Genomic DNA, 24,270 nt, shown 5'->3' on the forward strand with positions numbered 1-24,270 from the left:
TGCGGCGGGTATTACCAACGGCTATAGAACAGGGCGACAGAAATGGCGTACACCCCGGCCGACCTCGAGAAGCTGGACCGTGCGATTGCGGGCAGCCAGCTTGAGGTCCAGTACGACGGCAAGCGCGTGCGCTTTCGCAGCATCGACGAGCTCATGCGAGCGCGAGCGCACGTATCCGCAGAAATCAACAAGGGCAAGCGGCGCCCGCGGCAGTTTCGACTGCGCAACGCTGGAAAGGGAATTCGATGAGCTATGCCACGCACCGCCGCTCCGGCCTTCTGGTGCCTCGGCGTCTGAATGCGCAGATGAGTTCCAGCTATGAGAGCGGCAGCGCGACCGGCAGCCGTGCGAAGAACTGGAACCCCTCTGCGGCCGGCCCGAACGCGGCCGCAACGCAAGGGCTCGCCCTACAGCGCCGACGGTCCAGGGACGCGGTTCGAAACGATCCGTGGGCCTCGGCCGCCGAGCGCAAGTGGGACAGCAATGCGATCGGAACTGGCATTCAGCCGTACCCCCAGCACCCCGACAAGGCCGTGCGCAAACTATTGAAGGAACTGTGGGCCGACTGGTGTGTCGAGGCCGATGCAGACGGGCGTCTGGATTTCTACGGGATGCAGTCGCTGGCGGATCGGTCCATCTTCACAGCGGGGGAAGTCTTCGTTCGCCTTCGTCGGCGCCGCCCCTCCGATGGTCTGGTCGTCCCCCTGCAGCTCCAGTTGATCGAAGGCGACCAGGTGCCGGTGGAGCGCACCTACGCGCTGCCCAACGGCGGTGAGGTGGTGAACGGCATTGAGTTCGATGCTATCGGCCGCAGGACAGCGGTTCATATGTGGAGGCGTCACCCGGGCGAATTCGGGCGATCCAGCCCGGCGCAGGAGATCGTGTCGGTGCCGGCCGACCAGGTCATCCATGCTTTCCAGATGGAGCGTCCTGGCCAAGTCCGTGGGGTGCCCGCCCTCGCAACCGTATTGCTGCGCCTGAAGTCGATCGACAACTTGGACGACGCGGTGATGTATCGCCAGGAAGTCTCCAACCTGTTCGCCGGCTTTATCACGAAGCCGGATCCCGACGAGGATCCCACAAACCCGCTCACCGGGGGGCAAGACGACTATGTCGAGGATGACGACGGTATTCCCCTAGTGTCCATGGAGCCCGGCACGATGCAGGAACTGGCTCCGGGCGAGGAGGTGACGTTTTCGACGCCTCCCGGTGCCGACAACAACTATGAGAGCTTCATGCGCCATCAGCTGATGGCGGCGTTTGCCTCGGTCGGCATTCCGTATGAGCTGGCAACTGGTGATCTGCGGAACATCAGCGATCGAGCGTTGCGGGTGTTGGTGAATGAATTCCACCGCCTGATGGAGCAGTACCAATGGCATTGCCTCATTCATCAGATCTGCCGTCCAGTGTGGGCGGCCTGGATCGACGCTTTGGCGTTGGCTGGAACTATCCCGATGCCGGACTACCACCGGCGCCGCCGAGAATGGCTGCGTGTCCTCTGGGTGCCGCAGGGTTGGCCGTACTTCCACCCGGTGCAGGACATCGAGGCCAAGCAAAAGCAAGTGCGATCCGGCTTTACAAGCCGCTCTGCAGTGATCCTGGCCCAGGGCGATGACCCTGACCAAGTGGCTGCGGATATCGCGGCGGATAACGCTGCGGCGGATGCTGGGGGGGCGGTGTTTGACAGCGACCCGCGACGGTCGACGGCGGCGGGCAAGGCTATCCCGCAGAGCGACGTGGAATAGCCGCAACAACTATAGATATGGAGCCATCATGGCAAAGAAGCTCTGGTACACGATCACCGCTAAGGCGCAGGCCGATAAGCCGCTGGTCGAGATCCGCATTTATGACGAAATCAGCTTCTGGGGAACCACGGCAGCAGCCTTCGTGGCCGAACTGGATGCAGCTGCAGCGGGGGGCGCCGACATCCTGGTGTCGCTCAATAGCCCCGGAGGTGACGTTTTCGACGCGCTGACGATCTACAACGCGCTCCGGCGTTACGCTGGACGCGTGACGACCCGCGTTGATGGCGTCGCAGCGTCGGCGGCTTCACTGATCGCGATGGCTGGTGATCAGCTGATCATGCCCGACAACGCCCAGCTGATGATCCACAACGCCTGGACCCTGGCTGGCGGCACGGCCGAGGACCTTCGCGCGATGGCGGACATGATGGACAGGATCCGCGATGGCGTCGTCGCGGCCTACAGTCGCAAGAGCGGCCTGGCGGCGGACAAAATCGTGGAAATGATGGATTCGACCACGTGGATGTCCGCGATGGAGGCTCAGGCGCTGGGTTTCTGCGATCTCATCGAAGACCCTGTCCGTCTCCAGATGTCGTCCGAGCTGGCCGTCGAGGTGCTTCGCAAGCACAAGAACCTGCCGGCCGAGGTGGCTGCGATGCTCGACCAGCAGGACGCCGCAACTCCGTCGCCTGCTCCTGAGCCGGTTGCTGTCCCGCCCGAGCCGGCTGCGAATCCACCGGGAGCCGCGCCGACGGCACCGGCCACGCAGCCGCAGGCGAATGCGACCCAGCCCACCGCCGTGGTCGCGCATGTCTACGCCGCCTGCCGCACTGCCGGTGTGGCACACCTTTCGGAGGGGGTTCTCCTCTCATCCGGGCTCACCAGCATAGAGCAGGCGGACGCGCGGATCGCGCAGGCGGCGGAAATTGCCGGGGTGTGCCTTGCAGCCAAGATGGCCGACAAGGCGGCAGAGTTTGTCGCTGCGGGTCTTTCGGTTGACCAGGCCCGCGCGAGGCTGTTCGACGCCGTGACCGCAGCGTCTGGTATCGCCATCGACAACACCCAACGGCCCGATGCTACGCCGGCTAAAGCCGTGCCGACCCTCTCGATTACCAACTTCTACGAGGCTCGTGCTGCGGCACGCCGCCGCGCGTCCTAAGCAGCACTTACTCATCCTGGAGAAAGCATGAACATCCTGCACGAAAAAGCCCGTACCGCCGAATTCCTCTTGTCCGAGGGCGCTGGCGAGATCTCCCGCGAGAAAATCACCCTGGCCGCCACGGCGACCGGCTACCCGTCCGGCCAGGTCCTGGGGCAGATCACCGCAACCAAACAATACGCGGCGTACAACCCCGCCGGCACCGATGGCACGGAAAAAGCTGCTGCGGTTCTGTACGGCGCCGCCGACATCTCGACGGATCCCCAGCCGGCGACCGCCATCGTCCGGCTGGCTGAGGTCGCGGTCTGGTCCCTGACCGGGCTGGACCCCGAAGCCCGGGCCGACTTCGCGCCCAATTTCCTCGTCGTGCGCGACTAACTCGCGACTGCGGCACCCCGTTCAAGGACCAACGCATGGCCCGCCTTAGGCGGGCCATAGTCATTTTCAGGAGCCTAAAACATGGCACACATCGATATCTTCCGCGATAACGCGTTCTCCCTGGCGTCCTTGACGGCCGCCCTCAACGTGCAGCCCGAAGGCCAGGCCGTACCCACCACGTTGGACAGCATGTTCGACGAAGACGGCGTTTCGACGCTGACGGTCTCGATCGAGCGCGAAAACGGCAAGCTCGCCCTGGTGGCCGATTCGCCCCGCGGCTCGCCCGGCCAGACCAGCGAAAAAGACCGGCGCGACCTGATCCCGTTCAACACGCTGCACCTGCCGCTGCGCGACACGATCTACGCCGACGAGATCCAAGGCGTGCGCGCCTTCGGGACCGAGAGCGAGCTGGAAGTGATGCAGAGCATCGTCAACAAGCGCACCGTGAAGCTGCGCGCGCGTATCAACGCCACACTCGCCTACCATCGTCTGGGCGCCGTCACCGGAAAGATCTTCGACGCCGACGGCGAGCGCGTGCTGCTGGATCTGTACCAGCGCTTCGGCTACACGCAGAAGACGGTGAACCTGGGTCTGGGTACGGCCAGCACCAAGGTGCGCCAGAAGGTACTGGACGCCAAGCGCCTGGCCGAAGACGCGCTGGCCGGTTCCGTCCAGATCAAGGGCTGGCTCGGCATCATGGGGCGCGGCCTGTATGACGCGTTCACGGGCCACGATTCCGTCGAGAAGGCATTCGACCGCTGGAAGGACGGCGAATTCCTGCGCGCCGATATGCGCAAGGGGTTCATCTTCGAAGACGTCGAGTGGAAGGAGTACTACGGCAAAGTGGGCGCCGTGACCTTCCTCGATCCGACCGAGGGCTACCTGGTGCCGATCGTTACCGAAGATCTGTTCCAGACCCGCTTCGCGCCGGCCAACCACATCGACGTGGTCAACACCCCGGGCCTGCCGTTCTACGCCTCGCAGGAGGTTCTCCAGCACGGCATGGGCGTCGACCTCAAGGTGCAGTCCAATCCGCTGACGATCAACACGCGGCCGAACGCCGTCATCCGGCTCAAGGCGTCGTAATCGCCATGTGGGACAACGCGATTTTCGATGAAGCGTTCGACCAGGCAGGGATGCGCGAGCTTGCCAGCCTGGTCGGCGTTGTCCCTGCCGTCGATTTCATGGTCCGGTTTGACCGTCCCGACGTTATCGACGAGGCGACCATGGTTCATTCGACCGACTACGAAATCGAATTTACGACGTCGGCCGCGCCGGGCCTGAAGTACCACAGTCTGCTCGATATCGGTGGCAAGCGCTATCGGGTCCGGCAGGAGCCGACGGTGCGCGGAGACGGGCATTGGACCCGTGCATTGTTGGAGTTTCTGCCATGACATCCCTGGCGCAACAGTACGTGCTGGACCTTCGCTTGGCCCTCGCGGGGGCGCCCGGTGGATTTCCGGCAGCCGTTGAGGCTTCCCCCATGCGCGCGATCTCGCGTGAGGACCCGAAAGTGGTCTCCGTGCAGCTGGGGGCTGAGTCGATCCAGGAGCTTTTGCCGCCGCGTGCCACTCGGGTGCGAGAAGTCCATCTGATCGTTCACACGTGCGGCGACGATCACCTTCAGCTGGCCGAGGAGGTGTTCGAAGCGGCGCAGCCGATCGTGATGGGGTATTCCGGACCCAACATGGTGTCGATTGTGGAATTCGGCACGGACGAGCCCAAGTATGCCAATGGCGATCTTCGCCGACAGGTGGTCACCAAGCGCTACCGCATCACCTATCAGACCGATGAGCATTCCCTGGGCGCCTGACGCTCAGGCACCCGAAGGAGAGCAGCATGTCCGCAACGAAACCGACCAGCATTCCGGCGGGTCGCGTCGATACCGAGCCAGCCGGCGCGTCTTCCGAAGCGATCAACCCAGCGGCATCGGGACCTGACAAGTTCCACGGCCAGGGCGGCAGCTACCTCCGCGATCCTGCCACTGGCGAGCGCGTGCTTGTTGAGCGGACGTCGCCGTGCGACTGCGGTAGCACCGCCTAATCCCCCGAATCAAGACATTTACGGAGCCAAGAATGGCCAAATCCATCCGAAAGACGCTGTTGCTGGCCAAGATCCAGACGGCGGAAGGGGTCGACCCGGTTCCCACCGGGGCGGCTAACGCGATCCTGCTGCGCAACGTGACCGCCACGCCCCTGTCGGCGGAATTCGTCGAGCGTGCGCTGCTGCGGCCCTACATGGGCAACGCGGGGCAAGTCGCCACCACCCAGTACGCCCAAATCGAAGGGGAGGTCGAACTTGCCGGATCCGGCACGGCCGGTAAGGCGCCGGCCTGGGGGCCGCTGCTGCGCGCCTGCGGCTTTGCCGAGACGGTCACCACGGGTACGGATGTGCGCTACCTGCCGGTTTCCGAAAACTTCGAGCGCATCGCGTTGCACTACTACCTGGACGGTGTGTTCCACAAGATCCTGGACGCTCGCGGCACGGTCTCTTTTGACCTGACTGCCAAGGGCATCCCGTTCATGCGCTTTCGTTTCATGGGCGTCTATTTGCCCATCACCGACGGCGCCAACCCGACGGACGTGGACTACAGCGCTTTCCAGATCCCGAAGGGCGTCAACAAGGCCAACACGCCGGCCTGGTCGCTGGGCACCTATTCCGGGTGCTTGCAGTCGCTGACCTTCGACATCGCCAACCAGTTGGTCTGGCGCTCTCTGATTGGTTGCGAAGGGGCCGAGATCACCGATCGCCAGCCGACCGGCAAGATTTCCCTCGAGCTGCCGCGCATCGCCCAGCTGGATTGGCCGGCGATCGTGCTGTCCGGCGAAGGCAAGGCGCTGGCGATTCAACACGGAACGGCGGCGGGCAACATCATCGAGATCAAGGCGCCCACCGCGCAATTGACCAATCCGGCCTATTCGGACCAGGACAACGTGGCAATGCTGGGCCTGGACATGAACGTGAACCCGGGGCCGAACGGCAACGACGAACTGGAAATCATCGTTCGCTGATCCGCGGCGGTCGAACCCTGCAACTATCCGCGCCCGGTACAGCCGGGCGCTTTCAATTTTGGAGCTTTCCATGGCTTTTGTTGTTACCAAGCGCGCCATCGCTGCGAGCGAGATCAAGTTGGTGGTGAACGGCGAGGATGGGGCGCCGGTCGAGATCAAGTTCGTTGCGCAGTACAAGCGCAGCCCCCTGGATCAAATCAACGCCCTGCATGACGCCATGACCAACGCCTACCGCGAGCGGCTGGGCCAGCCCGTGCTGCCCGTGCCGGCGGGGCAGAAGGAGCCCGCCAAGTGGGGCTATGCCTCCGACGTCGACTTCATCAAGGACAAGATGACCGGCTGGCTCGGCGTTCGTGACGGGCAGGGCGATTCGATTCCGTTCTCGGTCAAGGCGCTGGACCAGGTTCTCAAGGACTGGCCCGAGCTGGTGATTTCCCTCTTCCAGGGCTTCTGGCGCGCACATCAGCAGGTGCAGGAAAAAAACTCGTAGGGGCCGCGCGGCACTGGGCGACTGGTGGCCGTAACGCGGCAAGCGCGTTCGACCCCGATGACTTGGTGCTGGCGGCGCTGACTGCGGCTGGCGCGCCGGCGGACGTGCTTACCGCAGCTGGCGCCAACGCCGCCGTTGAGCCCTTCGAGGTGTTCGAAGAGAACTGGGAAACCGTCAAGGCATTTCTCGAATTGGAGACGTGCTGGACCTGGCTTGTCCCTGCGATGGGGCGGCCCATTCGATCAGGAATTGCGGCATCGGAGATTCGGGCAACCCTTGAGGTCCTTCTGCCGTCGGGGGCGGACTTGAGGCAGACATTCCTGGATATCCGTGCCATGGAGCGCGCTGCTTTGGAGGTCTTCTTGGAGCAAGCGTAAGTCCACACATTGAACTTTCAGCGGCAGAATCATATGAATGACAAGGTTCTCGGCGTCAGACTGACCGCGGATGAGGCGGATCTGATACGCGGATTCTCGGCGTCCGGGGCCGCCGCGGAGCAATTTGCCTCCACCACCGAGGCGTCTCTGGGGCGCGCCAGCGCGGCCTCGGCGAAGATGGGGGCGTCAGCGGGGCAGATGTCCCAGGCCGTCAATGCGTCGGCTGCGGGCAGCCAAGCATTTGCGCAGACGTCAGAGCGATTCGTCCAAGGGCTCGAGCGCCAGGTGCAGGCGATCGGCAAGACGAAGTCGGAATTGCTCGAATTGCAAGCAGCCGAGCTGGGCGTGTCGGCGCGCGTAGCTCCGATGATTGCGAAACTGCGCGAGCAGGAGCTGGCGCTAGGGACATCGGGGCGCGCCCTCGACAAGTACGGGAATAGCGCTGCTCAGACCGCAGCTGCAATGCGCGGTGTACCTGCGCAGCTGACCGACATTGTCGTGTCGCTGCAGGGCGGACAGCAGCCCATGACGGTGCTGCTGCAGCAGGGCGGGCAGCTTAAGGATATGTTCGGCGGCGTCGTGCCCGCCGCGAAGGCCCTTGGAAGCACGCTTCTGGGCCTCATCAACCCATACACGCTGGCCGCCGGCGCGGCGGTGGCGTTTGGCATCGCGGCGTACCAGGGAAGCGAGGACGCCGCACGCCTGAATCGAACGATTCAGCTCACCGGGAACTATGCGGGCGTGACCGCGGAGAAGATCCGGGGCATGGCCGCTGCCGCGGCCGGGGAGAACGGAAGCCACAGCAAGGCGCAACAGGCTGTCGAGGCACTGGTTGCGACAGGCCAGATCTCGGCCGACACCATCCAGCTGATGTCCAGCACGATGGTGACGTTCCAGAAAGTCTCCGGCCAGTCGATGGACGATATCTCCAAGGATTTCGCCAAGATGCCGGAGGGGGTCACGAAGTGGGCAGAGGAGCACAACCGCTCGCTCAACTTCATGAGCCTGGCGCAATGGGATTACATCCGCACGCTCGAAGAGACGGGCAACCGCGAAGGCGCCATGCGCGAGACTTCGCGGGCCCTGCACGACTACCTCGGTAACGAAGCTCCTGAAAAGCTGGGCGCTCTGGAGCGGGCCTGGCGCAGTGTGAAGGGTGCGGTCGACGGCGCCTGGGAGTCGATGAAGCGCGTGGGGCAGGAGCAAGACCCGCTTGAGGCGCGGATTGCCACCTTGCGCGAGAACATCGCATTGATGCGCCAGCGCGATGCCGGGCCGGCCGGCCTGAATGATGCGGGCCGGGCGCGGGTCAGCAACGCTGAGGGTGCCCTGGGCGATGCGCTCAACCAGAAGGGCCTGGCCGACGCAGTCGCGCAGGTTCAAGGCCTCAACGCTGCAGCGAATGCTGCGGCCATCGAGGCGGCCAAGGGGCTGGACGCCTACGACAAGCAGACGAGCAAGGTCCGCCAGCTGACCGAGGCGCTGGAAAAGAACGCGCGGCTGGAAGCTGCAATCCGGGCCGTGGACCCCTCGGACGTTCGGATCTCGGCCAAGGCCATCAAAGACCGCGAGGATGAGACTCGAAAAAAGTTTCTGGACAAAGATGCTGTCAGCGCTGGTCAGAACGCGATATCTGGCCAGTTGGCCGCAATGCAGGCCCAGGCCAGGATGCGCGAAGAGGCGCTCAGGGCTGAGACCACCGCGCTCGAGGGCCAGCGCGCGGCCGGTCTGCTGTCGGAAGAGGCTTTCATTCGTCGGCGGGCAGCCGCGCAGCGCGCCGCCCTGAATGACGAACTGGAGATCGCTCGAAAGCAGGCGGACATCGCAGGCGGGAAAAAGCAGCTCGCCGAGCGAGAGCGCTACGCCGGGCGCGTCCAGGAGCTGGAAGCGCAGATCGCCCGCTCGCAGCAGCAGGAAGCTACGGACATCGAGAAGTACCAGGCGAAGATCCGTGGCGCCCTGAGGGCAACGCAGCTCGACATAACGAACTACAGCGAAACGCGAGCGCTGCAGGAGAGCAGGCAGAACAACGCGCTCACCCTGGGCAGCAATGATCGTGCGCTGGTCGACTCGATCAACCAGGCCCAGGACCGGTTTCGGCGCATCCGCGACGGCTTCACGGACAAGATGCTGCGCGAGGGGGGCGCTGGTGCGCTGGACTCCCAGCAGTACCTGCAAGGCATCGCCGAGATCGACGCCGCCATGCAGGCCCAGATCGCGCGTGAGCGCGGTTACATGGATGAGCGGCTGGCGCTCCAGGGGGATTGGAAGAACGGGGCCATTCGGGCACTGAACGACTGGTCGGACGCTTCGGCCAACGTCATGGCCCAATCCCAACAGGTGTTCACAAGCCTGTTCCAGGGAATGTCGGACGCCGTGGCCTCCTTCGTCGTCAGCGGCAAGGCGAATTTCGCAGATTTCGCCAAGAGCGTCCTTTCTGACCTGGCGCGCATTGCCGCACGCCAAGCGACGATGGGCATGTTCACCGCCGTCGTCGGATCGCTGTTTGGGGCTGGCTCTGGAGCCGCGGCGGGAACGGAGGCCGCTGCCAGCCAGGTTCAGGCGTCGGGTGGCGATGGAATCGGCTCGCTGATCGCGTCGAACGGTTGGACGGCGAACGCCAAGGGGAATGTCTACGAATCTCCGAGCCTGTCTGCGTTCTCGAGTGGCGTCTATGACAAACCGCAGGTGTTCCAGTTTGCGAAGGGGGCGGGTGTCTTCGCCGAGGCGGGGCCCGAGGCGATCATGCCGCTTCGTCGCGGGCCGGATGGCCGTCTCGGTGTGCAGGCCCATGGCGGTGGAGAAGGGGTGGCAGGGCCGGCCTCCATTCAGGTCAACGTCTACGTCCAGTCGGACGGCAACAGCAAGACCGAGGGTCCGCAGGGACTTGAGCAATTCGGCCGTGAGCTCGGCGAGTTCGTTGATGGAAGGTTCCGGGTGCTTATGTCGAAGTCGTACCGCCAGGGCGGCACGTCCTGGAATGAACTGAATGGGCGGAAAGGGTGATGAGCAATTTGGAGGTGTTTAGCTGGTTGCCGAGGAGAAATCCCCAAGCGGACGTGAGGTTCAGGGTGTTGCGTGCGCAGTTCGGCGATGGCTATGAGCAGGTGGCGCAAGACGGCCTGAACTCTCGGACCGAATCCTGGCCGCTGTCCTTTTTTGGGAGCGAGGCGGAGATTAGGCCGATCAAGGATTTCCTGGATCGTCACGGCACCTGGCGGGCGTTCCTGTGGACAGCGCCCCTCGGCGAGCAGCTCTCCTACAGGGCGAGCGACTACCAGTTGATACCGAACGGTGGTGGCTGGTATTCCATTTCTGTAACTTTCACGCAGCGGCACGTGCCGTAGGCACTATGGAACAACTCGAACAGATCAACGTCGGTCAGCAGGCCAACGACGGCACCGGCGACCCTCTGCGCGACGGCATGCAGAGGGTCAATGCCAACTTCACCAAGGTTGAAGCGGGCGTTGATGTAGTGGAGCAAGGTGTGGCGGCCGCAACCGCGACCGCCAACGACGCTAAGACGAAGGCCGACGCCGCCGTACCGGCCGTCGAGAAAGGCATGGCTGGCGGGGTGGCGCCGCTGGACGCCTCGGGCAAGGTGCCGACTGCGCATTTGCCTGTGCAGGCGGACTACATCCCCGTGGAAGAGAAGGGCGCAGCCGGGGGCGTGGCACCGCTGGATAGTTCTGGCAAGGTGCCGGCGGTCAATCTCCCGGCCGCGCAGGATTCCATTCCACTGACGCAGAAGGGGGTAGCGGGGGGCGTGGCTACGCTCGACGACTCGGGCCAGGTGCCGGTAGCCCAGCTGGGCGGCGCGGTGAAGTCGACCGAGAAGGGGGCAGCAACCGGTGTTGCAACGCTGGACGCCGGGGGCAAGGTCCCGACCTCGCAATTGCCGCCCATCCCCTCGGGGCCGCCGGTGGCCTCGATTGCGTGGTGGCCGCTGCGCACGTCCATTCCGGCCGGCCAGATCCCCGCGGATGGGCAGACCGTGAGCCGCGCCACTTTTCCCGACCTGGCGGCCATGGTCACAGGCGGCAAGGTGCCGGTGGTGACGGAGGCGGATTGGCAGGCAGATCCGCTTAAGCGCGGCGCCTACACCCTCGGCGACGGATCTACCACCCTCCGTATGCCGGATTTCAACGGGCAATCTTCTGGCTCGCTGGGCGCACTTTTTCAACGCGGTGACGGGGCGCTTTCGAGTGGTACGAACGGACTTATCCAGCGCGACGCGCTCCAGAACATCACGGGTCTGACCCGAAATCTTCTAGGGTTGCCCAGCCAACTTGACCCTGGGAGTGGCGCACTCCAGAAGCAGGACATCGGCACCAGCGGATCAGGCGGCACGGCTGTGACGTTGCAATTTGTGAACGTGGGCTTTGATGCATCCCGCTCGGCGCGGACGGGCACGGAAACTAGACCGACAAGCGTCTCTGGTGTCTGGACCATACAGGCATTCGGCGCTGTTACCAATCCCGGTAGCGCTGACGCTGCGCAGTTGGCGAGCGATTACGCAGCGTTGAATTCTCGCGTCCAAACCTTGGACGGGAAAATCGATTTCGTAATCCTCTATCCGAATGGAGGCTCAGAGGCCGCCCCTGCTTCAGTCGCTGCGAACGCCACCTACGTTGTGCAACTGCCTGCGTCCATGTTGGGTAGCTTCGTGATGTGCCGCGCCGAGCTTCTGTATTCGGACGGATGGGCAGAGACGGGTTGGTATACCGATAGCTCCGGTGGTAACCGGGCCGCTGGTACTCGCGCAGGGCAGATCAGCGGCGGCGCGATCATCGTCCGCACTGGTGTTACCGACGTTTGGCCGACCCCGAACCTTGGCGGGACGCCTACGCAAGGTGCTTTGGTTACGCCCAACAAATGCCGAGTTCTGGTGTGGAGGATCAAGGGGAAATGGAACTGAGCATCTACGCCCAGGAGGGCGGAAGTCATATCTTCGTGGGGGGCGAATGCCCTCCTGGCTGGGTAGTCATGAAGGGCGAGAGGCCGGGGCCGCTTTACATCGCAGATGCCGAAGGTGAGTGGCATGCGCCGCCCGCAGTTGTGCCCGCGGTTGTATCCCGCTTCCAGGGGCGCCAGGCGCTGCGGCTATCGACCATCGAAGACGGGCGCATCGTCATCAACGACACATCGGGGCCGAGCCCGGCCAAGCGCGACTTGCTTGCTGTCGTGGAAGATCTTCTGGCCGCTCCGACCACGCCGGCCTACTACCGCGAGGCGTGGAACGACATTCAGCAGTTCGAACGCGATAGCCCGATGTTGCTGGCGATTGCTGATGAGCTGGGCCTGACCGCCGCGAACCTGGATGACCTGTTCATCCTCGCCGCGACGCTGCGGGCATAGGAGGCAACATGCGAATTTATGCAGATGTGCAAAAGCTCGACATCGGCGATTTGATCGAGCTGTATGAACTGGACGCGACGCCCATCGGTGGCACCCTTCAGCGCTTTCATGGCTACTCGCAGATTGGGCCGATCTTTTGGCAGGGCAAGCAATACGAACCCTGGTCTATCACGGCGGCCGGCTTCGAGCAGGTAGGCGAGGGGCAGCAGCCCACGCCCACCCTTACGGTGGGAAACATCGGAATGGGTGCCGATGGTGTGCCGGTGGTGGGTGTCATTTCATCGCTGTGTATCCATCTGAATGATCTGGTTGGCGCCTGGGTGCGTGTGCGTCGGACGTTGGGCCGCTACTTGGACGCCGAGAACTTTCCCGAGGGCAACCCAACCGCGAATCCGGCGGAGGAACTGCCGGTCGAGGTGTGGATAGTTCAGCAGAAAACCGCCGAGACTGCCGATGTTGTCGAGTTCTCGTTGTCAAGTGCGTTGGATTTCGATGGCCAGCAGCTGCCCGGGCGGCAGATTATCGCCAGCGTGTGCGCGTGGCTGCGGAAAGGCGGATATCGGGGGCCGTACTGTGGCTACACCGGTAGCCGCATGTTCGACCTGGCGGGCAATCCCGTGTCGGATCCTGCGCGCGATCGCTGTTCGGGGCTCATGTCGGACTGCAAGAAGCGGTTCGGTGAATACGAGGTCATTAATTTCGGGGGCTTCCCCTCTTCGGACCAGATTCGGGGATAACCATGCACAAGAAGACGATGGAGGCCATCCGCGCCCACGCGGTGGCCGAGTACCCGCGCGAGTGTTGCGGGCTGGTGGTGATGGCCGCCCGCCGCGAATCCTATGTGCCCTGCAAGAACGCAGCAGCCAGCGGCGACCACTTCGTACTGGCGCCCGATGACTACGCGGCGGCCGAGGACGCTGGCCGGGTGGTGGCAATTGTGCATTCTCACCCGGACGACACGCCGGCACCGAGCGAGGCCGACCGCGTAGCGTGCGAGGCCACGGCGCTGCCCTGGTACATCGTGGCTGTGACCAAGGTCGATGACGGCGAGGTGGCGGCGGGCGAGATCCGCGGCTTCACTCCGGTCGGCTTTCAGGCCCCGTTGCTGGGCCGCCAGTTCGCGCATGGCGTGCTGGATTGCTATTCCCTGGTGCGCGATTGGTACAAGCGCGAGCGCGGTATTGACCTGGCCGACTTCGCCCGAGAGGACGGGTGGTGGGAGCCAGGCCGGGAAGGCGATCTATATATGGACCACTACGCCGAGGCGGGCTTCCGGCCGCTGGCGGTCGGCGAGCAGATCGGAGCCGGCGACGTGATCTTGATGCAGGTCCGGTCCAACCGCGCGAACCACGCCGGCGTGTTCCTGGGCGCCGAGGGTTTGGTGGAGGCGCCGGGCCTGTTCCCGGTGCCAGATGCGATGTTGCACCACCTCTACGGCCGGCAGTCGGAGCGGGTGGTGTACGGCGGATATTGGCGGGAAGCCACCCGCCTGGTGCTGCGATACAAGGATGAAGCATGATCGAGACGTTACGTACTGTGCGGCTGTATGGCCGCCTGGGAGCCGAATTCGGCCGGGTGCATAGGTTGGCAGTCAACAGCACCGCGGAGGCCGTGCGCGCCCTTTGTGTGCTGATTCCGGGCTTCGAGGCCGTAATGGCGAGCAGCGCTGGCAATGGCGTGTCCTATGCGTGTTTCATTGGCCGCAGGAATATTTCAGCGGATGAGATTGCGCACCCCGTTGGGGACGACGATATCCGTATCGCACCCGTTCTGGCCGGAGCAAAACGCGGAGGGCTTTTTCAGACCGTTCTGGGCGCAGCCCTCATCGTTGCTGCGGTCTATTTCGCGCCGGCAATGGGATTCGCCGCACTTGGGGCCCAGGGTGCCGTGGCCGCCCCGATGATGCTCTCGATGGGCATTTCGATGGCGCTGGGCGGTGTGGTTCAAATGCTCTCGCCGCAGCAGCGCGCGTTAAGCGCTCGGGATCGCCCTGAAAATGGTGCCTCTTACAATTTCAATGGTCCTGTGAATACGACTGCACAAGGCAACCCGGTGCCGATCCTATACGGCCGAATGATTGTCGGCAGCGCGACGATATCGGCGGGGATTTTCTCGGAAGATCAGGCATGAAACAGCGAGTCCGCATGAAGCGAAAGGCGCCCTGGGGCGCCTTTTTTTATGGGCACAAGAATCACGCCATTGTGGGTCATAAGGGCGGCAAGGGCGGCGGAGGTGGGCGCGGCCCCACCGAGGCCCCCGACAGCCTGCACAGCATCGCTTATGCCCGAGTCATCGACCTGTTGAGCGAGGGCGAAATCTATGGTCCTGCGCACGGCCAGGGAGGCGCGCTGCGTGATGTGTACCTGAATGGCACTCCGGTAGCCAACGAGGATGGCTCGTTGAACTTCTCCGGCGTGTCGGTGGATTTCCGTACGGGGACGCAATGGCAGGATCCGTTGCCCGGCTTCCCCGCGTCAGAAAACACCATCGGCATCGGGACCGAACTGAAGGCCGCGCAGCCCTGGGTGCGGTCGTTCACGAATCGCCAACTGTCGGCCGTGCGCGTCACGCTCGCTGTGGAAGGATTGAGTCAGGCGAACACCAGTAACGGCGACATCAACGGCTACCGCGTCGAGTACGCAATCGATGTTAGCCGAGACGGTGCCGCCTATCAGCAAGTGCTGGCCAGCGCCTTCGACGGCAAGACTACCCAGCGCTACGCGCGGTCGCATCGTATCGAATTGCCGGCCGGCGCATTGCAGGGTTGGAACATTCGCGTTCGACGGATGACCGCCAATGCGAGTAGTAACACAATCGCTGACCGCACGGTTGTCGATGCGGTGACGGAAGTTATCGACGCCAAACTGCGCTACCCCATGTCCGCGGTGGTCGGGATCAAGGTCGACGCGTCGCAGTTCCAGAGCGTGCCGACGCGCGCCTACGACGTGAAGGGCCGCATTATCCGGGTGCCGTCGAACTACGACGCTGACACTCGAACCTATACGGGCGTGTGGGATGGAACATTCAAGCTCGCTTGGACCGATAACCCGGCTTGGGTGTTCTTCGACCTGGTGAGCAATGACCGGTATGGCCTTGGCGAGCGAATCCCTGCGGGGTGGCTAGATAAGTGGGGCCTGTACCAAGTTGGCCGCTACTGCGACGAATTGGTAGACGACGGCTTTGGAGGGAAAGAGCCGCGATTTGCCTGCAATGTCTATATGCAACAGGCGGCCGACGCATATCGAGTGGTGCAGGATTTCGCCTCCATCTTCCGCGGCATGGCGTATTGGGCGAATTCGTCGGTGTTTGCCGTGGCGGACATGCCGGGTGATCCGGTCTACACGTTCGCGTCAGGGAATGTGATCGGAGGCAAGTTCAGCTACACCGGATCGGCTCTCAATGCCCGGTTCTCAGTCGCATTGGTGTCGTGGACCGATCTGAGCGACATGGGTCGCCAAAAGGTCGAGTACGTCGAGAACCGCGAGGGCATCGCGCGCTATGGCATCAAGCAGCTGGAGGTGACCGCGTTTGGCTGCACGTCGCGGGGCCAGGCCAATCGCGTTGGAAAGTGGCTTTTGCTGACTTCGCAGCTGGAGACGCGCGGCGTCACCTTCACGGTGGGCCTGGAGCATTGCCAGATCCGTCCCGGCAGCATCATCCGGGTTGCTGACCAGCACCTGGCCGGCCGCCGCATCGGCGGGCGCATCCGCGAGGCCACGGCCAGCCGGATCGTGGTGGACGCCGAACTGGGCATCCGGCCGGGTGACCGGTTGACGGTGAACCTTCCCAGCGGCACTTCCGAAACTCGCGTAGTGTCGTCGGCCATGGGCGAGCCGTTGACGCTGGACAACGGGGACTACAGCTACGACTCTACGGCGCTCACCTGGGACTTGATCGGCCTGCCTGGCACGGCCATGCACATCGACGTCAAGACGCCTTTCTCGGAGGTGCCCGAGGCTGAATGCGTATGGACGCTGGAATCGGAAGCGCTGTCCGCGCAGACGTTCCGGGTGCTGCGCATCGAGCGCAAGGACGGCCTGCTGGCTGATATCTCGGCCATCCAGCACGAGCCGGGCAAGTTCAACAACGTCGACTTCGGCACGCGCCTGGATCGGCCGCCAATTTCGGTGGTGCCGCCTGGCGTGCAGTCGCCGCCCACCGCGCTGAAGATCAGTTCGTATTACATCGTCAGCCAGGGCGTGGCGAACCACACCGCTGTATTCGAATGGGATCCGGCCGAGGCCGCCGTGTCCTATGAAGTGCAGTGGCGCCGTGACAACTCGGACTGGATCAACCTGCCGCGCACGGGCTACACGCGGGTGGAGGTGCCCAATATCTATGCCGGCGGCTTCACGTTCCGTGTGCGGGCGATGAACGCGCTGGACGTGGCATCGATCTGGGCCACGTCCACGCTGGTGCAGCTGGACGGCATCGTGGGACCGCCGCCGGTGGTTACCAGCCTGGTCGCGCGAAGCCTGCTGTTTGGCATCCAACTGGACTGGGGCTTGCCGCCTGGTCCGTCGATCATCGAGCGCACCGAGGTTTACTACTCGCAGAACTCGAGCTTCGAATCGGCCATTCCGCTGGGCGTGTTCGCCTACCCGCAGAACACGCACACGCTGATGGGCCTGAGCGCTGGTAAGGAACTGTGGTTCTGGGCGCGCCTGGTCGACAAGAACGGGGTGGCGGGGGCGTGGTATCCCGCGGCGTCCGGCATCGGCGTGCGCGGTCAGGCCAGCTCGGACGCAGGGCCGATCCTGGAGCAGATCGGCGGCAAGATCGAAAAGTCCATGCTCGGCCAGGAGCTGGTCAAGGAAATCGAGTCAGGGGGCGAGTCTGCGACCGAGATCAAAGAGGTCAAAGATAGCCTGAGCGCGATGATTAGTATGAAGGCCGGCGTGACCGTGGACGGCAAGTACTACGGCGCGGGCATGGCGCTGGGCGTTGAGAACACGCCTGAGGGCATGCAAACGCAGGTGCTTTTTCTCGCTGATCGACTGGCCCTCATCAACTTGCAGAACAGCGTCATCACAACGCCGTTTGTGATTCAGGACGGCCAAACGATCATCAATGAGGCCATCATCGGCAACGCCTCCATCGGCTCGGCCAAGTTCAAGGACTGGCTGGAGTCGGACGCAGTGAATTCCCAAGGGCAACGCATTTTGCGGATGAACTTCCGAACCGGGGTCATTGAGCAGAACATGCCGCTCACGGGCGGCGGCCGAATGGTGACCAACGGAAACGGGCAATTCATCTACGACCAAAACGGCGTGCTGCGCATTGAAACAGGTCTTTTGTCATGAGCTATGGAACTCAGTTTTTTGATGGAAATGGGCGCCTGCGGGTGAGGATCACTGATCGGCTGACGCGGATCTTGGGTTCGGTCGAAACGGGCACTTCTGATGGCTCTATCAGCGTTCCTGCGTTCGCTGGGCGGCAGCCATTTGCGCAGCTGGCCCTGAATTCTGGGGCGCCGGCTGGATCATATTTCGCACCCGAGTTCGAGATATCCGGGACCACGTTGAGTTGGCGGTTCCTTGTGGCGGCGGCTGCCTATCGGGCTAATGCAAGAATCATCTATGGAATCGTCGGCTAATGGCGGACTTTGGGCAGAGAATACGGAACGGCATAAACGAAGTGCAGATCGACAGCACGTTTAAAAATCTGGCACTTCGGATGAAAGGGACTGCTGTAGCGTCGTCGCCATGGTTCCACGTCAATTACCGGCAGGTCATCGTTTCGCTCCCGGCAAGTAGCGGCATGATTGCTTACCGTGCGAACGGACCTTGCTGCATCTATGGCATGGACACGAGCGGCGGCACATTGAAGGTGGCCTTTCTGACCTACAAGCCATCTTCCGCCACGCCAGACATTACGGTGAACTGGTATCTCTTTGATGAACCAGGCTTGGTTCCCGTTGCGCCTGACTATGGCCGGAGGGTGCGTAATTCGAGCGGGGTGGTGACCTACGACTCTCGTCTGCCCTACATGAAGTTCAATGCGTTTCTTGTTGGCACAGACAAAGACCTGCCATCCACGTCGTCGGGCTTGTCTCCGAACTTCACATATTGGGCTTATCCGGGGATTCTCCCGGCTATTGTTCAAGGGAATCTTGTCAACAGCCAAACAGAGGTGCCTGTGGGGGTCGGGCCTAACACACCCTGGATGCAGTTTCGATTCTGGCAAATGATGGTGCAAAACGGTCCGATGATTGGGTCGACTATCTGCGTGGAGGACTACGGGCCCAGCTCGACCCCCTCGGGATGGTTAGACGTAAGGAGGCAGAAATTCAGTATGTCGATCGTTGATGTTTCTGATCTTTGAAAACTAGTAAGACGGCCTTAAATCTTCTCCCGCTTCGGCGGGTTTTTTTTCGTCCACACAACGGGAGGCAGCAATGCAAACCCATCAGAGGAGTATTCGAATGGAACCGAGTTCCACGGGATTGGGTGGCTGGGCCGCCCTTAAGGGGCTGGAGGGGTTGGGTGGGTATGCCGCGGTGAAAGTCGCGATGGCCTACGGCGTGCCGGCGGCGGTTGCCGCGATTCTGGGGTTGCTAATCATGCCCCCGCGCACCGCGCGTGAATTTACGGTGCGGACCATCTGCACGGTCGCCTGCTCGTTCATGTTCGGGCCGGCGCTCGCGGGGGCGGTCATCGCCTGGAAGCCTGGCCTGATGGAGGCCATGACGTGGCTGGCGCAGCACGGTGCCGGCAGCGACGACGCGCTGCTGGCGAAGTTCTACGTTCTGGGGCCGAGCATGCTGATTGCCGGTCTGCCGGCGTGGTGGGTGCTGGGCGCCTATATGCGCTGGATGGCCAGCATGCGGCAAAAGGGGCTACTGGAATGGCTGGTTGAAGTTCGCGCCAAGCTGTTGGGCCTGCGGTCGGGCGGGGAGGGCTGACCATGAATCTTCAGACGATCAACGATAACGCGATCACTCCGGCGCTGGCGCTGCTGCCGGCGCGCATGGACACGGCGGCCGCGCGCGTGATGCTGCTGGCCATCGGCCTGCAGGAAAGCCGGTTTCTCGACCGGCGGCAGCTTGTTGGCAGTCCGCCGCGGCCGACCGGCCCGGCCAAGAGCTTCTGGCAGGCGGAGCAGGGCGGCGGCATGGTCAGCGGCGTTCGGACTCACGCGGCGACCCGCGACCTGGCGGCGCAACTGTATCGCGCCCGGGGGGTGGCGGCCGACAACGCCGCAATCTGGAACGCCATCGAGCAGGACGATGTGCTGGCGGCCGGCCTGGCTCGCTTGCTGCTTTGGAGCGATCCGGGGCGGATGCCGGACATTGGCGATGAAGAGGGCGCATGGTTGCTGTACCTGCGCACCTGGCGCCCTGGCGCCTACAGCCGGGGTACGCCCGAGGTGCGGGCAGCCCTGCGGAAGAAGTGGGCCAGCAACCACACGCAGGCCTACATCGAGATAGGGGGGCGAAATGCGAACGTGGCTTGAACGCATGCAAGGCTGGCTGCTGTTTGCGGGAATCTTCCTGGGCACGCTGGCGGGCGTGTTCTACCGGGGGCGCGCCACCGGGCGGCAGGCGGAGCGCCACGAGCGCGCCGAGCAAATCAACGAACAGGCGGCGAAGGCCCGCCAGGAGGTGCGTGATGTACAGGACGACGTGGCCCGCAAAGATGATGACGCTGTCATTGCTGAGCTTAAGTCTGACTGGGTGCGTGGCCCCGGCTCGCGTAGGGATTGAGTATTGCGAGCATGCGCGGCCGATCTACTTTGATTCGGAGGCGCAGGTAGAGCAGACGCCGCGGCCGGTCGCCCGCCAGATATTGGACCGCAATGCCACCTGGCGGCGTCTGTGTTCGACAGTGAAGTAATTAGGTCATCGTGGAGGGGCGCAGCGTTTCACGCTGGCGCGGAATTCTGCCTCTGGCATGGCCCAGAGCGTCCGGCCGTATGTGTGGATAGCGATGCTAGATCCGCTACTGTCCTTCGAGGCGGCGGCTAGATAAACCATGTCGCTCGACGTGCCGATCATGAATTCGGCCGCGCCCGATTCGGGGTAAGTGGTGATCTCGAGCATGTCTGTTGGCAAATCGCGCATGCAGCGCGTCACCGTATCCACGGATGCCTGGCTGAAGTAGGTTTCACCCGGCGTGGCTCGCAATTGAACAAGGCTCTTTGAGGGCGCGCATCCGCTCGCCGCCATCGCGCAAGCCAAGATAACGAATATACGAAGCACGCTGGGTCTCCCAAAAGCATTGTTGCGACCTTTTAACACACGGGGCTCGCCGACCCTATTCAGAACTCGATACCCACTGCATCCACCACCCCTGGTAGTAGCGCACGCCGGCGATCTCCTCGAAGCCGACCACCATCATGCCGCGGTCAGACCCGAAGGTGAGTAGCTGGGGTTCGAGCAGATCGGGGATAGCACTGGGCACCGTCGCGCCGAATTTTGCTAGGGCATCCATCGTCATGCGAGGGACATGGCGATTTAGGCCCTGGTGGAGCATGGAATACATCCGGACCGTGCCCACCACGGGCTGGCCTGGATCGTTGTCGCGGCGGCGTTCGCCAAGGTGATGCGTCCGGAGGACGGTGCACTGGAGTCGCACGGTCTTGCTCTAAAAATACTGTATGGACATACAGTGTAAACAGTCCTAGAATTCGCGCAATTCGGCCCCGATTTCGGCCGAAAGGGGACGGAACATGGCGGACACGACGGACTGGCAGCAGCGGGACGAGTACTACTGGGCGGGGCCTGGCGGGTGGACGATCTGCAAGGTGTTCGCGCAGAACCGCTGGCAGTTCGAGGTCTGGGCAGCGAACGGCACGCGCCACGGCATGGAGCCGTCACTTGCTGCCGCCATCACGCTCTACGACAAGGTGAAGGGCTGAGGCCTACTTCGCCGCCGGTGTCGCGACCAGCTTGTCGGCCGGGAAGGGCACCAGGAAATCCCGTGTCGCATCCGACGGCGCGTTGAGCCATTCGCTGTAGGCGCCCTCGGGCAGGATCACGACCATACGTTTTTCCTTGCCGGCCTGGTGGTAGTCCTGGAACATTGGATGCTCGTCCGCATTGATGGTGAGCATGGTGTAGCTCTCCTGCAGCTGGCCGGCGGCGTCGCGCCAGCGGTCCCACAGGCCGGCAATGCCCAGCGGCGCGCCGTCGGCCCGGGTGAACCGGGTAGCAACCGAGGTCTTGCTGCGGCCTTCATCGACCGGCCGCCAATCGGGTTCAAAGATCGCATCGGCCGGAATGATGCAGTGCTGCGCGCGGCGCCAGGCGTTGCCGAAGGTGTAGGAGTTGGCCGCCGTCTCGCTGCGTGCGTTGACCGTCGACAGCTTGCCGGCCTTGTCCAGACCGTCCGCCTTGGTCATGGCGCTGATCAGGCCCCAACGACCCACGACCGCCTCACGCTCGGGCACCGCTTCGTCGCCGGCGTCATGCTCGACCGGCCGCCGGATGAAGATGCCGGGGTAGCGCGGCCACATGTCGTATTTGCCGCCGGCCGGCTTGTTGGGCGCGCCGAACTTCTTGAGCAGCAGCTCGGCGTCCTTCAGGGTCTGGTAGTGGCTGCACATGACACCCTCCCATGGGAAGGGTCAGTATAGGGTCAGTCGTCCGTGTCCGGCGCCTGCAACCTGGCCGCGCGTTGTCGTTCGACCTCGGCTATGAAGGCGGCTGTCAATGCCTCGACCATCGCCTTGTCGTCGGCGGGGAGCGCTGCCCACACTTCGGGCGTCAAGGTGTCGTAGGGCCATGTGTGCATGGGCAACAGTCTATGGCTGCGTTCTTGGCCAGAGGGGCGATAATTGAATTCCCAGACCGTTTCACCCAACGCAAAAAGGGCGAGACGGCTTTCGCCGTCCCGCCCGAATGACAGCTTACGGACAACATAAGTCCGGGAAGCCGCATAAACATTGGCTTGAGTAGGGGTTCGAGTCCCCTCCTTCGCACCAACCCTATTCGGGTAGTGATCTGGCGGCATGCCGACACTGTCCCAAGACCCCGAGACACCCTTGTGTCTCGGGGTTTTTTTATTTTGCGCTTCTTGGAATGTCCTTATTAATCAAATGGTTGATTGGGAGAATGGCTGATCAAGCGAATGGGTTGAATGCCGCCGGAGAGCGGCGACCGCCATGGGGGACAAGACAGGCGCAAGACAGGGACCCGGATCGGGATGAAAAGGCGGCTCGAAGCCGTGCCCCGGATTAACGCGCCTGTACCGCATTTGCCTCGCTTGTTATAAAGAAGCCTGAAGCTTTTCTCGTCGAGCGAGGGTAAATTGTTGTCGATTCAATCACTTGGCCGCGGCGCATTGATGTTGTTGCTCGCCGGGCTCGCAGCAGGCTGTTCTTCCTCCTCCCCCCTGAATGTCTGGTCGGCGCCGGCGTCGTCATCCGGCCCCGACTCATCGCGCGTCAGCCTCGAATGCCGGGTGAGCCGCAGCAGTTGCCTGTATGACGGCAAGTACGAAGTGGGCGAGCGCGATTACGCCGAGGACGAGGCCAAGCGCCTGAACCGCGCCGAATTGGACCGCTTGCGCCGCGCCGCCGGCAACTGACCGTCCGCGATGGCCGGCCCAGCCGGGCCTAGCGCGCGGCGCCGTGCAGCCGGATGCGGAACGTCGCCTGCGGATCGTTGAATGCGCTGGCGCTGTCGGCGCCGATGTCGATGCGCGCATTGTCGGCGTTGGCGTACGACTTGTTCGAAAAGTGCTTCACCACGTCGCGCCCGGCGACGATGTCGGCCAGGTAGATGGCCGGGCTGAAGTCGACCTGCCCGTGGTGCAGGTCGGCGGTCACGCCCACCAGCGCCCAATGACATATCCCTTTGCCGTAATAGTCTTCGTCGCGGAAGCGGTCGAGGAGGATTTCAGCGCGGTAGCCACCGCCGGTGGCGGGCTCGAACGACACCGGTACGCGCTGTTCCGGCACCACCGTGGCGCCGGTGACGGCGGTCAGCGGCACGCAGGCCGGATTCTCGACGCGGTAGTCGGCGTGGCCGTCGACGCGCTCGAAGAGGCCGGGCGCGCCCTCGACGCGCATGCTCAGGTCCACGCCTTGGCGCGCTTGCGGATTGGGTTGAACGGCCACACTCGCGGCCAGTGCGCAGGCCGGCGCGAGCAGCGCCGCAATCAGCGGCAGGGCGATCGGGGCGAGGCGGCGCGTCATGGCGATCAGCGGGCCGGTTTGGCGGGGGCCAGCGTTTCGTACTGGTCGATCTGGCCGACGTCGACCCAGCCGGCCGCGCAATCGCCCTGGTAGTCGCCATCCTTGGTGCGTTCGCAGGCCTGGCCGCGCTTGGCCTGCTTCCAGTCCACCGGCAGGTCGGCGTTCTTGCACAGCTCGTTGCCACGGCACGCGGGCACGCTGGCGGTGGGCACGGCGATCACGTAGTGGCGCTGTTCCTCGCCCTTGCGCACCATGGCGGGAATGCAGACGAACTGGCGGTCCATCACGTGGGCCACCGTCTTGCCTTTGCCGTCGACGCGATCATTCAGGTCGACGCCGCCATCGGCGGCGATCGAGCCGAACGCGGCGCCTTCGCCGCAATTATCCAGGTACATCACGGTGTAGCCGTCGGCGCTGCATTGCGCGCCGTTGCTGCCGGTGGCGTGGCACTCGATCTTCGAGGCGGGCGTCATGCCGGCCAGCCTGGCTTGCGCGGCGGTGACGGAGGGGGCGGGGGCGGCCAGGGCGGCGCCGGCGCAGAGGCTGGCGGCCAGGGCGGCGAACAGGCGGGGCAGGGAGATCGTCATGAGGGCTTCCAAGGGGGATGGGGGAAGAG

The 24,270-nt window shown here is 63.5% G+C and carries 31 protein-coding genes; 25 read left to right on the forward strand and 6 right to left on the reverse strand.

What is annotated here, in order from left to right; genetic code table 11:
- Positions 1–42: 42 nt before the first annotated feature.
- From I6I07_RS19445 to I6I07_RS19555, 23 genes are all read left to right on the forward strand, one after another.
- Positions 43–249: a phage head-tail joining protein gene (locus I6I07_RS19445; RefSeq protein ID WP_061074212.1), complete on the forward strand. Its 207-nt coding sequence runs from the start codon at positions 43–45 to the stop codon at positions 247–249.
- On the forward strand, positions 246–1,745 hold the full coding sequence (locus I6I07_RS19450) for a phage portal protein (RefSeq protein ID WP_198483319.1): 1,500 nt from the start codon (positions 246–248) through the stop codon (positions 1,743–1,745). The genes I6I07_RS19445 and I6I07_RS19450 overlap by 4 nt, the downstream gene beginning before the upstream one ends.
- 28 nt (positions 1,746–1,773) lie before the next feature.
- Positions 1,774–2,901, forward strand: a complete 1,128-nt coding sequence (locus tag I6I07_RS19455) for a head maturation protease, ClpP-related (protein ID WP_198483320.1) — start codon at positions 1,774–1,776, stop codon at positions 2,899–2,901.
- 27 nt (positions 2,902–2,928) lie between these two features.
- A complete protein-coding gene (locus tag I6I07_RS19460; RefSeq protein WP_198483321.1) occupies positions 2,929–3,279 on the forward strand; it encodes a head decoration protein in 351 nt (116 codons plus the stop codon).
- An 81-nt stretch (positions 3,280–3,360) separates the two neighbouring features.
- Entirely contained in the window at positions 3,361–4,365 is a 1,005-nt protein-coding gene (locus I6I07_RS19465) for a major capsid protein (RefSeq protein WP_061074215.1), read from the forward strand.
- A gap of 5 nt (positions 4,366–4,370) precedes the next feature.
- Positions 4,371–4,673, forward strand: coding sequence for a head-tail joining protein (locus I6I07_RS19470; RefSeq protein ID WP_198483322.1), 303 nt, complete (start codon positions 4,371–4,373; stop codon positions 4,671–4,673).
- The gene (locus tag I6I07_RS19475; RefSeq protein WP_198483323.1) at positions 4,670–5,092 is read left to right on the forward strand and encodes a hypothetical protein; all 423 of its coding nucleotides are present in this window, start codon (positions 4,670–4,672) and stop codon (positions 5,090–5,092) included. The genes I6I07_RS19470 and I6I07_RS19475 overlap by 4 nt, the downstream gene beginning before the upstream one ends.
- A gap of 26 nt (positions 5,093–5,118) precedes the next feature.
- On the forward strand, positions 5,119–5,322 hold the full coding sequence (locus tag I6I07_RS19480) for a hypothetical protein (protein WP_198483324.1): 204 nt from the start codon (positions 5,119–5,121) through the stop codon (positions 5,320–5,322).
- 32 nt (positions 5,323–5,354) lie between these two features.
- Entirely contained in the window at positions 5,355–6,290 is a 936-nt protein-coding gene (locus tag I6I07_RS19485; protein WP_198483325.1) for a phage tail tube protein, read from the forward strand.
- A 70-nt stretch (positions 6,291–6,360) separates the two neighbouring features.
- Positions 6,361–6,780: a hypothetical protein gene (locus tag I6I07_RS19490; protein ID WP_061074219.1), complete on the forward strand. Its 420-nt coding sequence runs from the start codon at positions 6,361–6,363 to the stop codon at positions 6,778–6,780.
- A gap of 65 nt (positions 6,781–6,845) precedes the next feature.
- Positions 6,846–7,157 carry a DUF1799 domain-containing protein gene (locus tag I6I07_RS19495; RefSeq protein ID WP_198483326.1) on the forward strand — a complete coding sequence of 104 codons (312 nt, stop codon included), beginning with the start codon at positions 6,846–6,848 and terminating at the stop codon, positions 7,155–7,157.
- A 33-nt stretch (positions 7,158–7,190) separates the two neighbouring features.
- Positions 7,191–10,163: a phage tail tape measure protein gene (locus tag I6I07_RS19500; RefSeq protein WP_198483327.1), complete on the forward strand. Its 2,973-nt coding sequence runs from the start codon at positions 7,191–7,193 to the stop codon at positions 10,161–10,163.
- Entirely contained in the window at positions 10,163–10,504 is a 342-nt protein-coding gene (locus tag I6I07_RS19505; RefSeq protein ID WP_198483328.1) for a phage tail protein, read from the forward strand. Before I6I07_RS19500 ends, I6I07_RS19505 begins: the two co-directional genes overlap by 1 nt.
- 5 nt (positions 10,505–10,509) lie before the next feature.
- Positions 10,510–12,075 carry a phage tail protein gene (locus I6I07_RS19510; RefSeq protein ID WP_198483329.1) on the forward strand — a complete coding sequence of 522 codons (1,566 nt, stop codon included), beginning with the start codon at positions 10,510–10,512 and terminating at the stop codon, positions 12,073–12,075.
- Positions 12,066–12,515, forward strand: a complete 450-nt coding sequence (locus tag I6I07_RS19515) for a hypothetical protein (protein WP_198483330.1) — start codon at positions 12,066–12,068, stop codon at positions 12,513–12,515. Before I6I07_RS19510 ends, I6I07_RS19515 begins: the two co-directional genes overlap by 10 nt.
- A gap of 8 nt (positions 12,516–12,523) precedes the next feature.
- On the forward strand, positions 12,524–13,252 hold the full coding sequence (locus I6I07_RS19520) for a phage minor tail protein L (protein WP_198483331.1): 729 nt from the start codon (positions 12,524–12,526) through the stop codon (positions 13,250–13,252).
- 2 nt (positions 13,253–13,254) lie between these two features.
- Positions 13,255–14,034 carry a C40 family peptidase gene (locus I6I07_RS19525; protein WP_198483332.1) on the forward strand — a complete coding sequence of 260 codons (780 nt, stop codon included), beginning with the start codon at positions 13,255–13,257 and terminating at the stop codon, positions 14,032–14,034.
- Positions 14,031–14,645: a tail assembly protein gene (locus tag I6I07_RS19530; protein ID WP_198483333.1), complete on the forward strand. Its 615-nt coding sequence runs from the start codon at positions 14,031–14,033 to the stop codon at positions 14,643–14,645. The genes I6I07_RS19525 and I6I07_RS19530 overlap by 4 nt, the downstream gene beginning before the upstream one ends.
- The gene (locus I6I07_RS19535) at positions 14,642–17,818 is read left to right on the forward strand and encodes a phage tail protein (protein ID WP_198483334.1); all 3,177 of its coding nucleotides are present in this window, start codon (positions 14,642–14,644) and stop codon (positions 17,816–17,818) included. Before I6I07_RS19530 ends, I6I07_RS19535 begins: the two co-directional genes overlap by 4 nt.
- Positions 17,819–18,152: 334 nt before the next feature.
- Positions 18,153–18,839 (forward strand): hypothetical protein, encoded by a 687-nt coding sequence (locus I6I07_RS19540; RefSeq protein ID WP_225856603.1) that lies wholly within the window; start codon positions 18,153–18,155, stop codon positions 18,837–18,839.
- A 100-nt stretch (positions 18,840–18,939) separates the two neighbouring features.
- Positions 18,940–19,419: a hypothetical protein gene (locus tag I6I07_RS19545; RefSeq protein WP_198483335.1), complete on the forward strand. Its 480-nt coding sequence runs from the start codon at positions 18,940–18,942 to the stop codon at positions 19,417–19,419.
- A 2-nt stretch (positions 19,420–19,421) separates the two neighbouring features.
- Positions 19,422–19,970 carry a hypothetical protein gene (locus I6I07_RS19550; RefSeq protein WP_198483336.1) on the forward strand — a complete coding sequence of 183 codons (549 nt, stop codon included), beginning with the start codon at positions 19,422–19,424 and terminating at the stop codon, positions 19,968–19,970.
- Between the two features lie 4 nt (positions 19,971–19,974).
- Positions 19,975–20,220 carry a hypothetical protein gene (locus I6I07_RS19555; protein ID WP_232625658.1) on the forward strand — a complete coding sequence of 82 codons (246 nt, stop codon included), beginning with the start codon at positions 19,975–19,977 and terminating at the stop codon, positions 20,218–20,220.
- Positions 20,221–20,355: 135 nt separating this feature from the next.
- Here I6I07_RS19555 and I6I07_RS19560 read toward each other — a convergent pair whose 3' ends face one another.
- Positions 20,356–20,715, reverse strand: a complete 360-nt coding sequence (locus I6I07_RS19560; protein ID WP_198483338.1) for a hypothetical protein — start codon at positions 20,713–20,715, stop codon at positions 20,356–20,358.
- 55 nt (positions 20,716–20,770) lie between these two features.
- Positions 20,771–20,953: a hypothetical protein gene (locus tag I6I07_RS19565; RefSeq protein ID WP_232625659.1), complete on the reverse strand. Its 183-nt coding sequence runs from the start codon at positions 20,951–20,953 to the stop codon at positions 20,771–20,773.
- A 232-nt stretch (positions 20,954–21,185) separates the two neighbouring features.
- On the opposite strand from I6I07_RS19565, the gene I6I07_RS19570 reads away from it, so the two are divergent.
- Positions 21,186–21,374: a hypothetical protein gene (locus I6I07_RS19570; protein WP_198483340.1), complete on the forward strand. Its 189-nt coding sequence runs from the start codon at positions 21,186–21,188 to the stop codon at positions 21,372–21,374.
- A gap of 3 nt (positions 21,375–21,377) precedes the next feature.
- On the opposite strand, the gene I6I07_RS19575 is transcribed toward I6I07_RS19570, so the two are convergent.
- Both I6I07_RS19575 and I6I07_RS19580 read right to left on the reverse strand, forming a co-directional pair.
- Complete coding sequence (locus tag I6I07_RS19575; protein WP_198483341.1) at positions 21,378–22,061, reverse strand: SOS response-associated peptidase; 684 nt, start codon at positions 22,059–22,061, stop codon at positions 21,378–21,380.
- Between the two features lie 32 nt (positions 22,062–22,093).
- Complete coding sequence (locus tag I6I07_RS19580) at positions 22,094–22,249, reverse strand: hypothetical protein (protein ID WP_198483342.1); 156 nt, start codon at positions 22,247–22,249, stop codon at positions 22,094–22,096.
- 669 nt (positions 22,250–22,918) lie between these two features.
- On the opposite strand from I6I07_RS19580, the gene I6I07_RS31920 reads away from it, so the two are divergent.
- Positions 22,919–23,044, forward strand: a complete 126-nt coding sequence (locus I6I07_RS31920) for a hypothetical protein (RefSeq protein ID WP_006395902.1) — start codon at positions 22,919–22,921, stop codon at positions 23,042–23,044.
- A gap of 28 nt (positions 23,045–23,072) precedes the next feature.
- Here the strand turns inward: I6I07_RS31920 and I6I07_RS19590 are convergent, their stop codons facing one another.
- Positions 23,073–23,654, reverse strand: a complete 582-nt coding sequence (locus I6I07_RS19590) for a hypothetical protein (RefSeq protein ID WP_198483343.1) — start codon at positions 23,652–23,654, stop codon at positions 23,073–23,075.
- Between the two features lie 5 nt (positions 23,655–23,659).
- Entirely contained in the window at positions 23,660–24,241 is a 582-nt protein-coding gene (locus tag I6I07_RS19595) for a hypothetical protein (RefSeq protein WP_198483344.1), read from the reverse strand.
- Between the last annotated feature and the right edge of the window lie 29 nt (positions 24,242–24,270).

The organism is Achromobacter deleyi (assembly GCF_016127315.1).
In the GTDB taxonomy this organism is placed as follows: Bacteria; Pseudomonadota; Gammaproteobacteria; order Burkholderiales; family Burkholderiaceae_B; genus Achromobacter; species Achromobacter insuavis_A.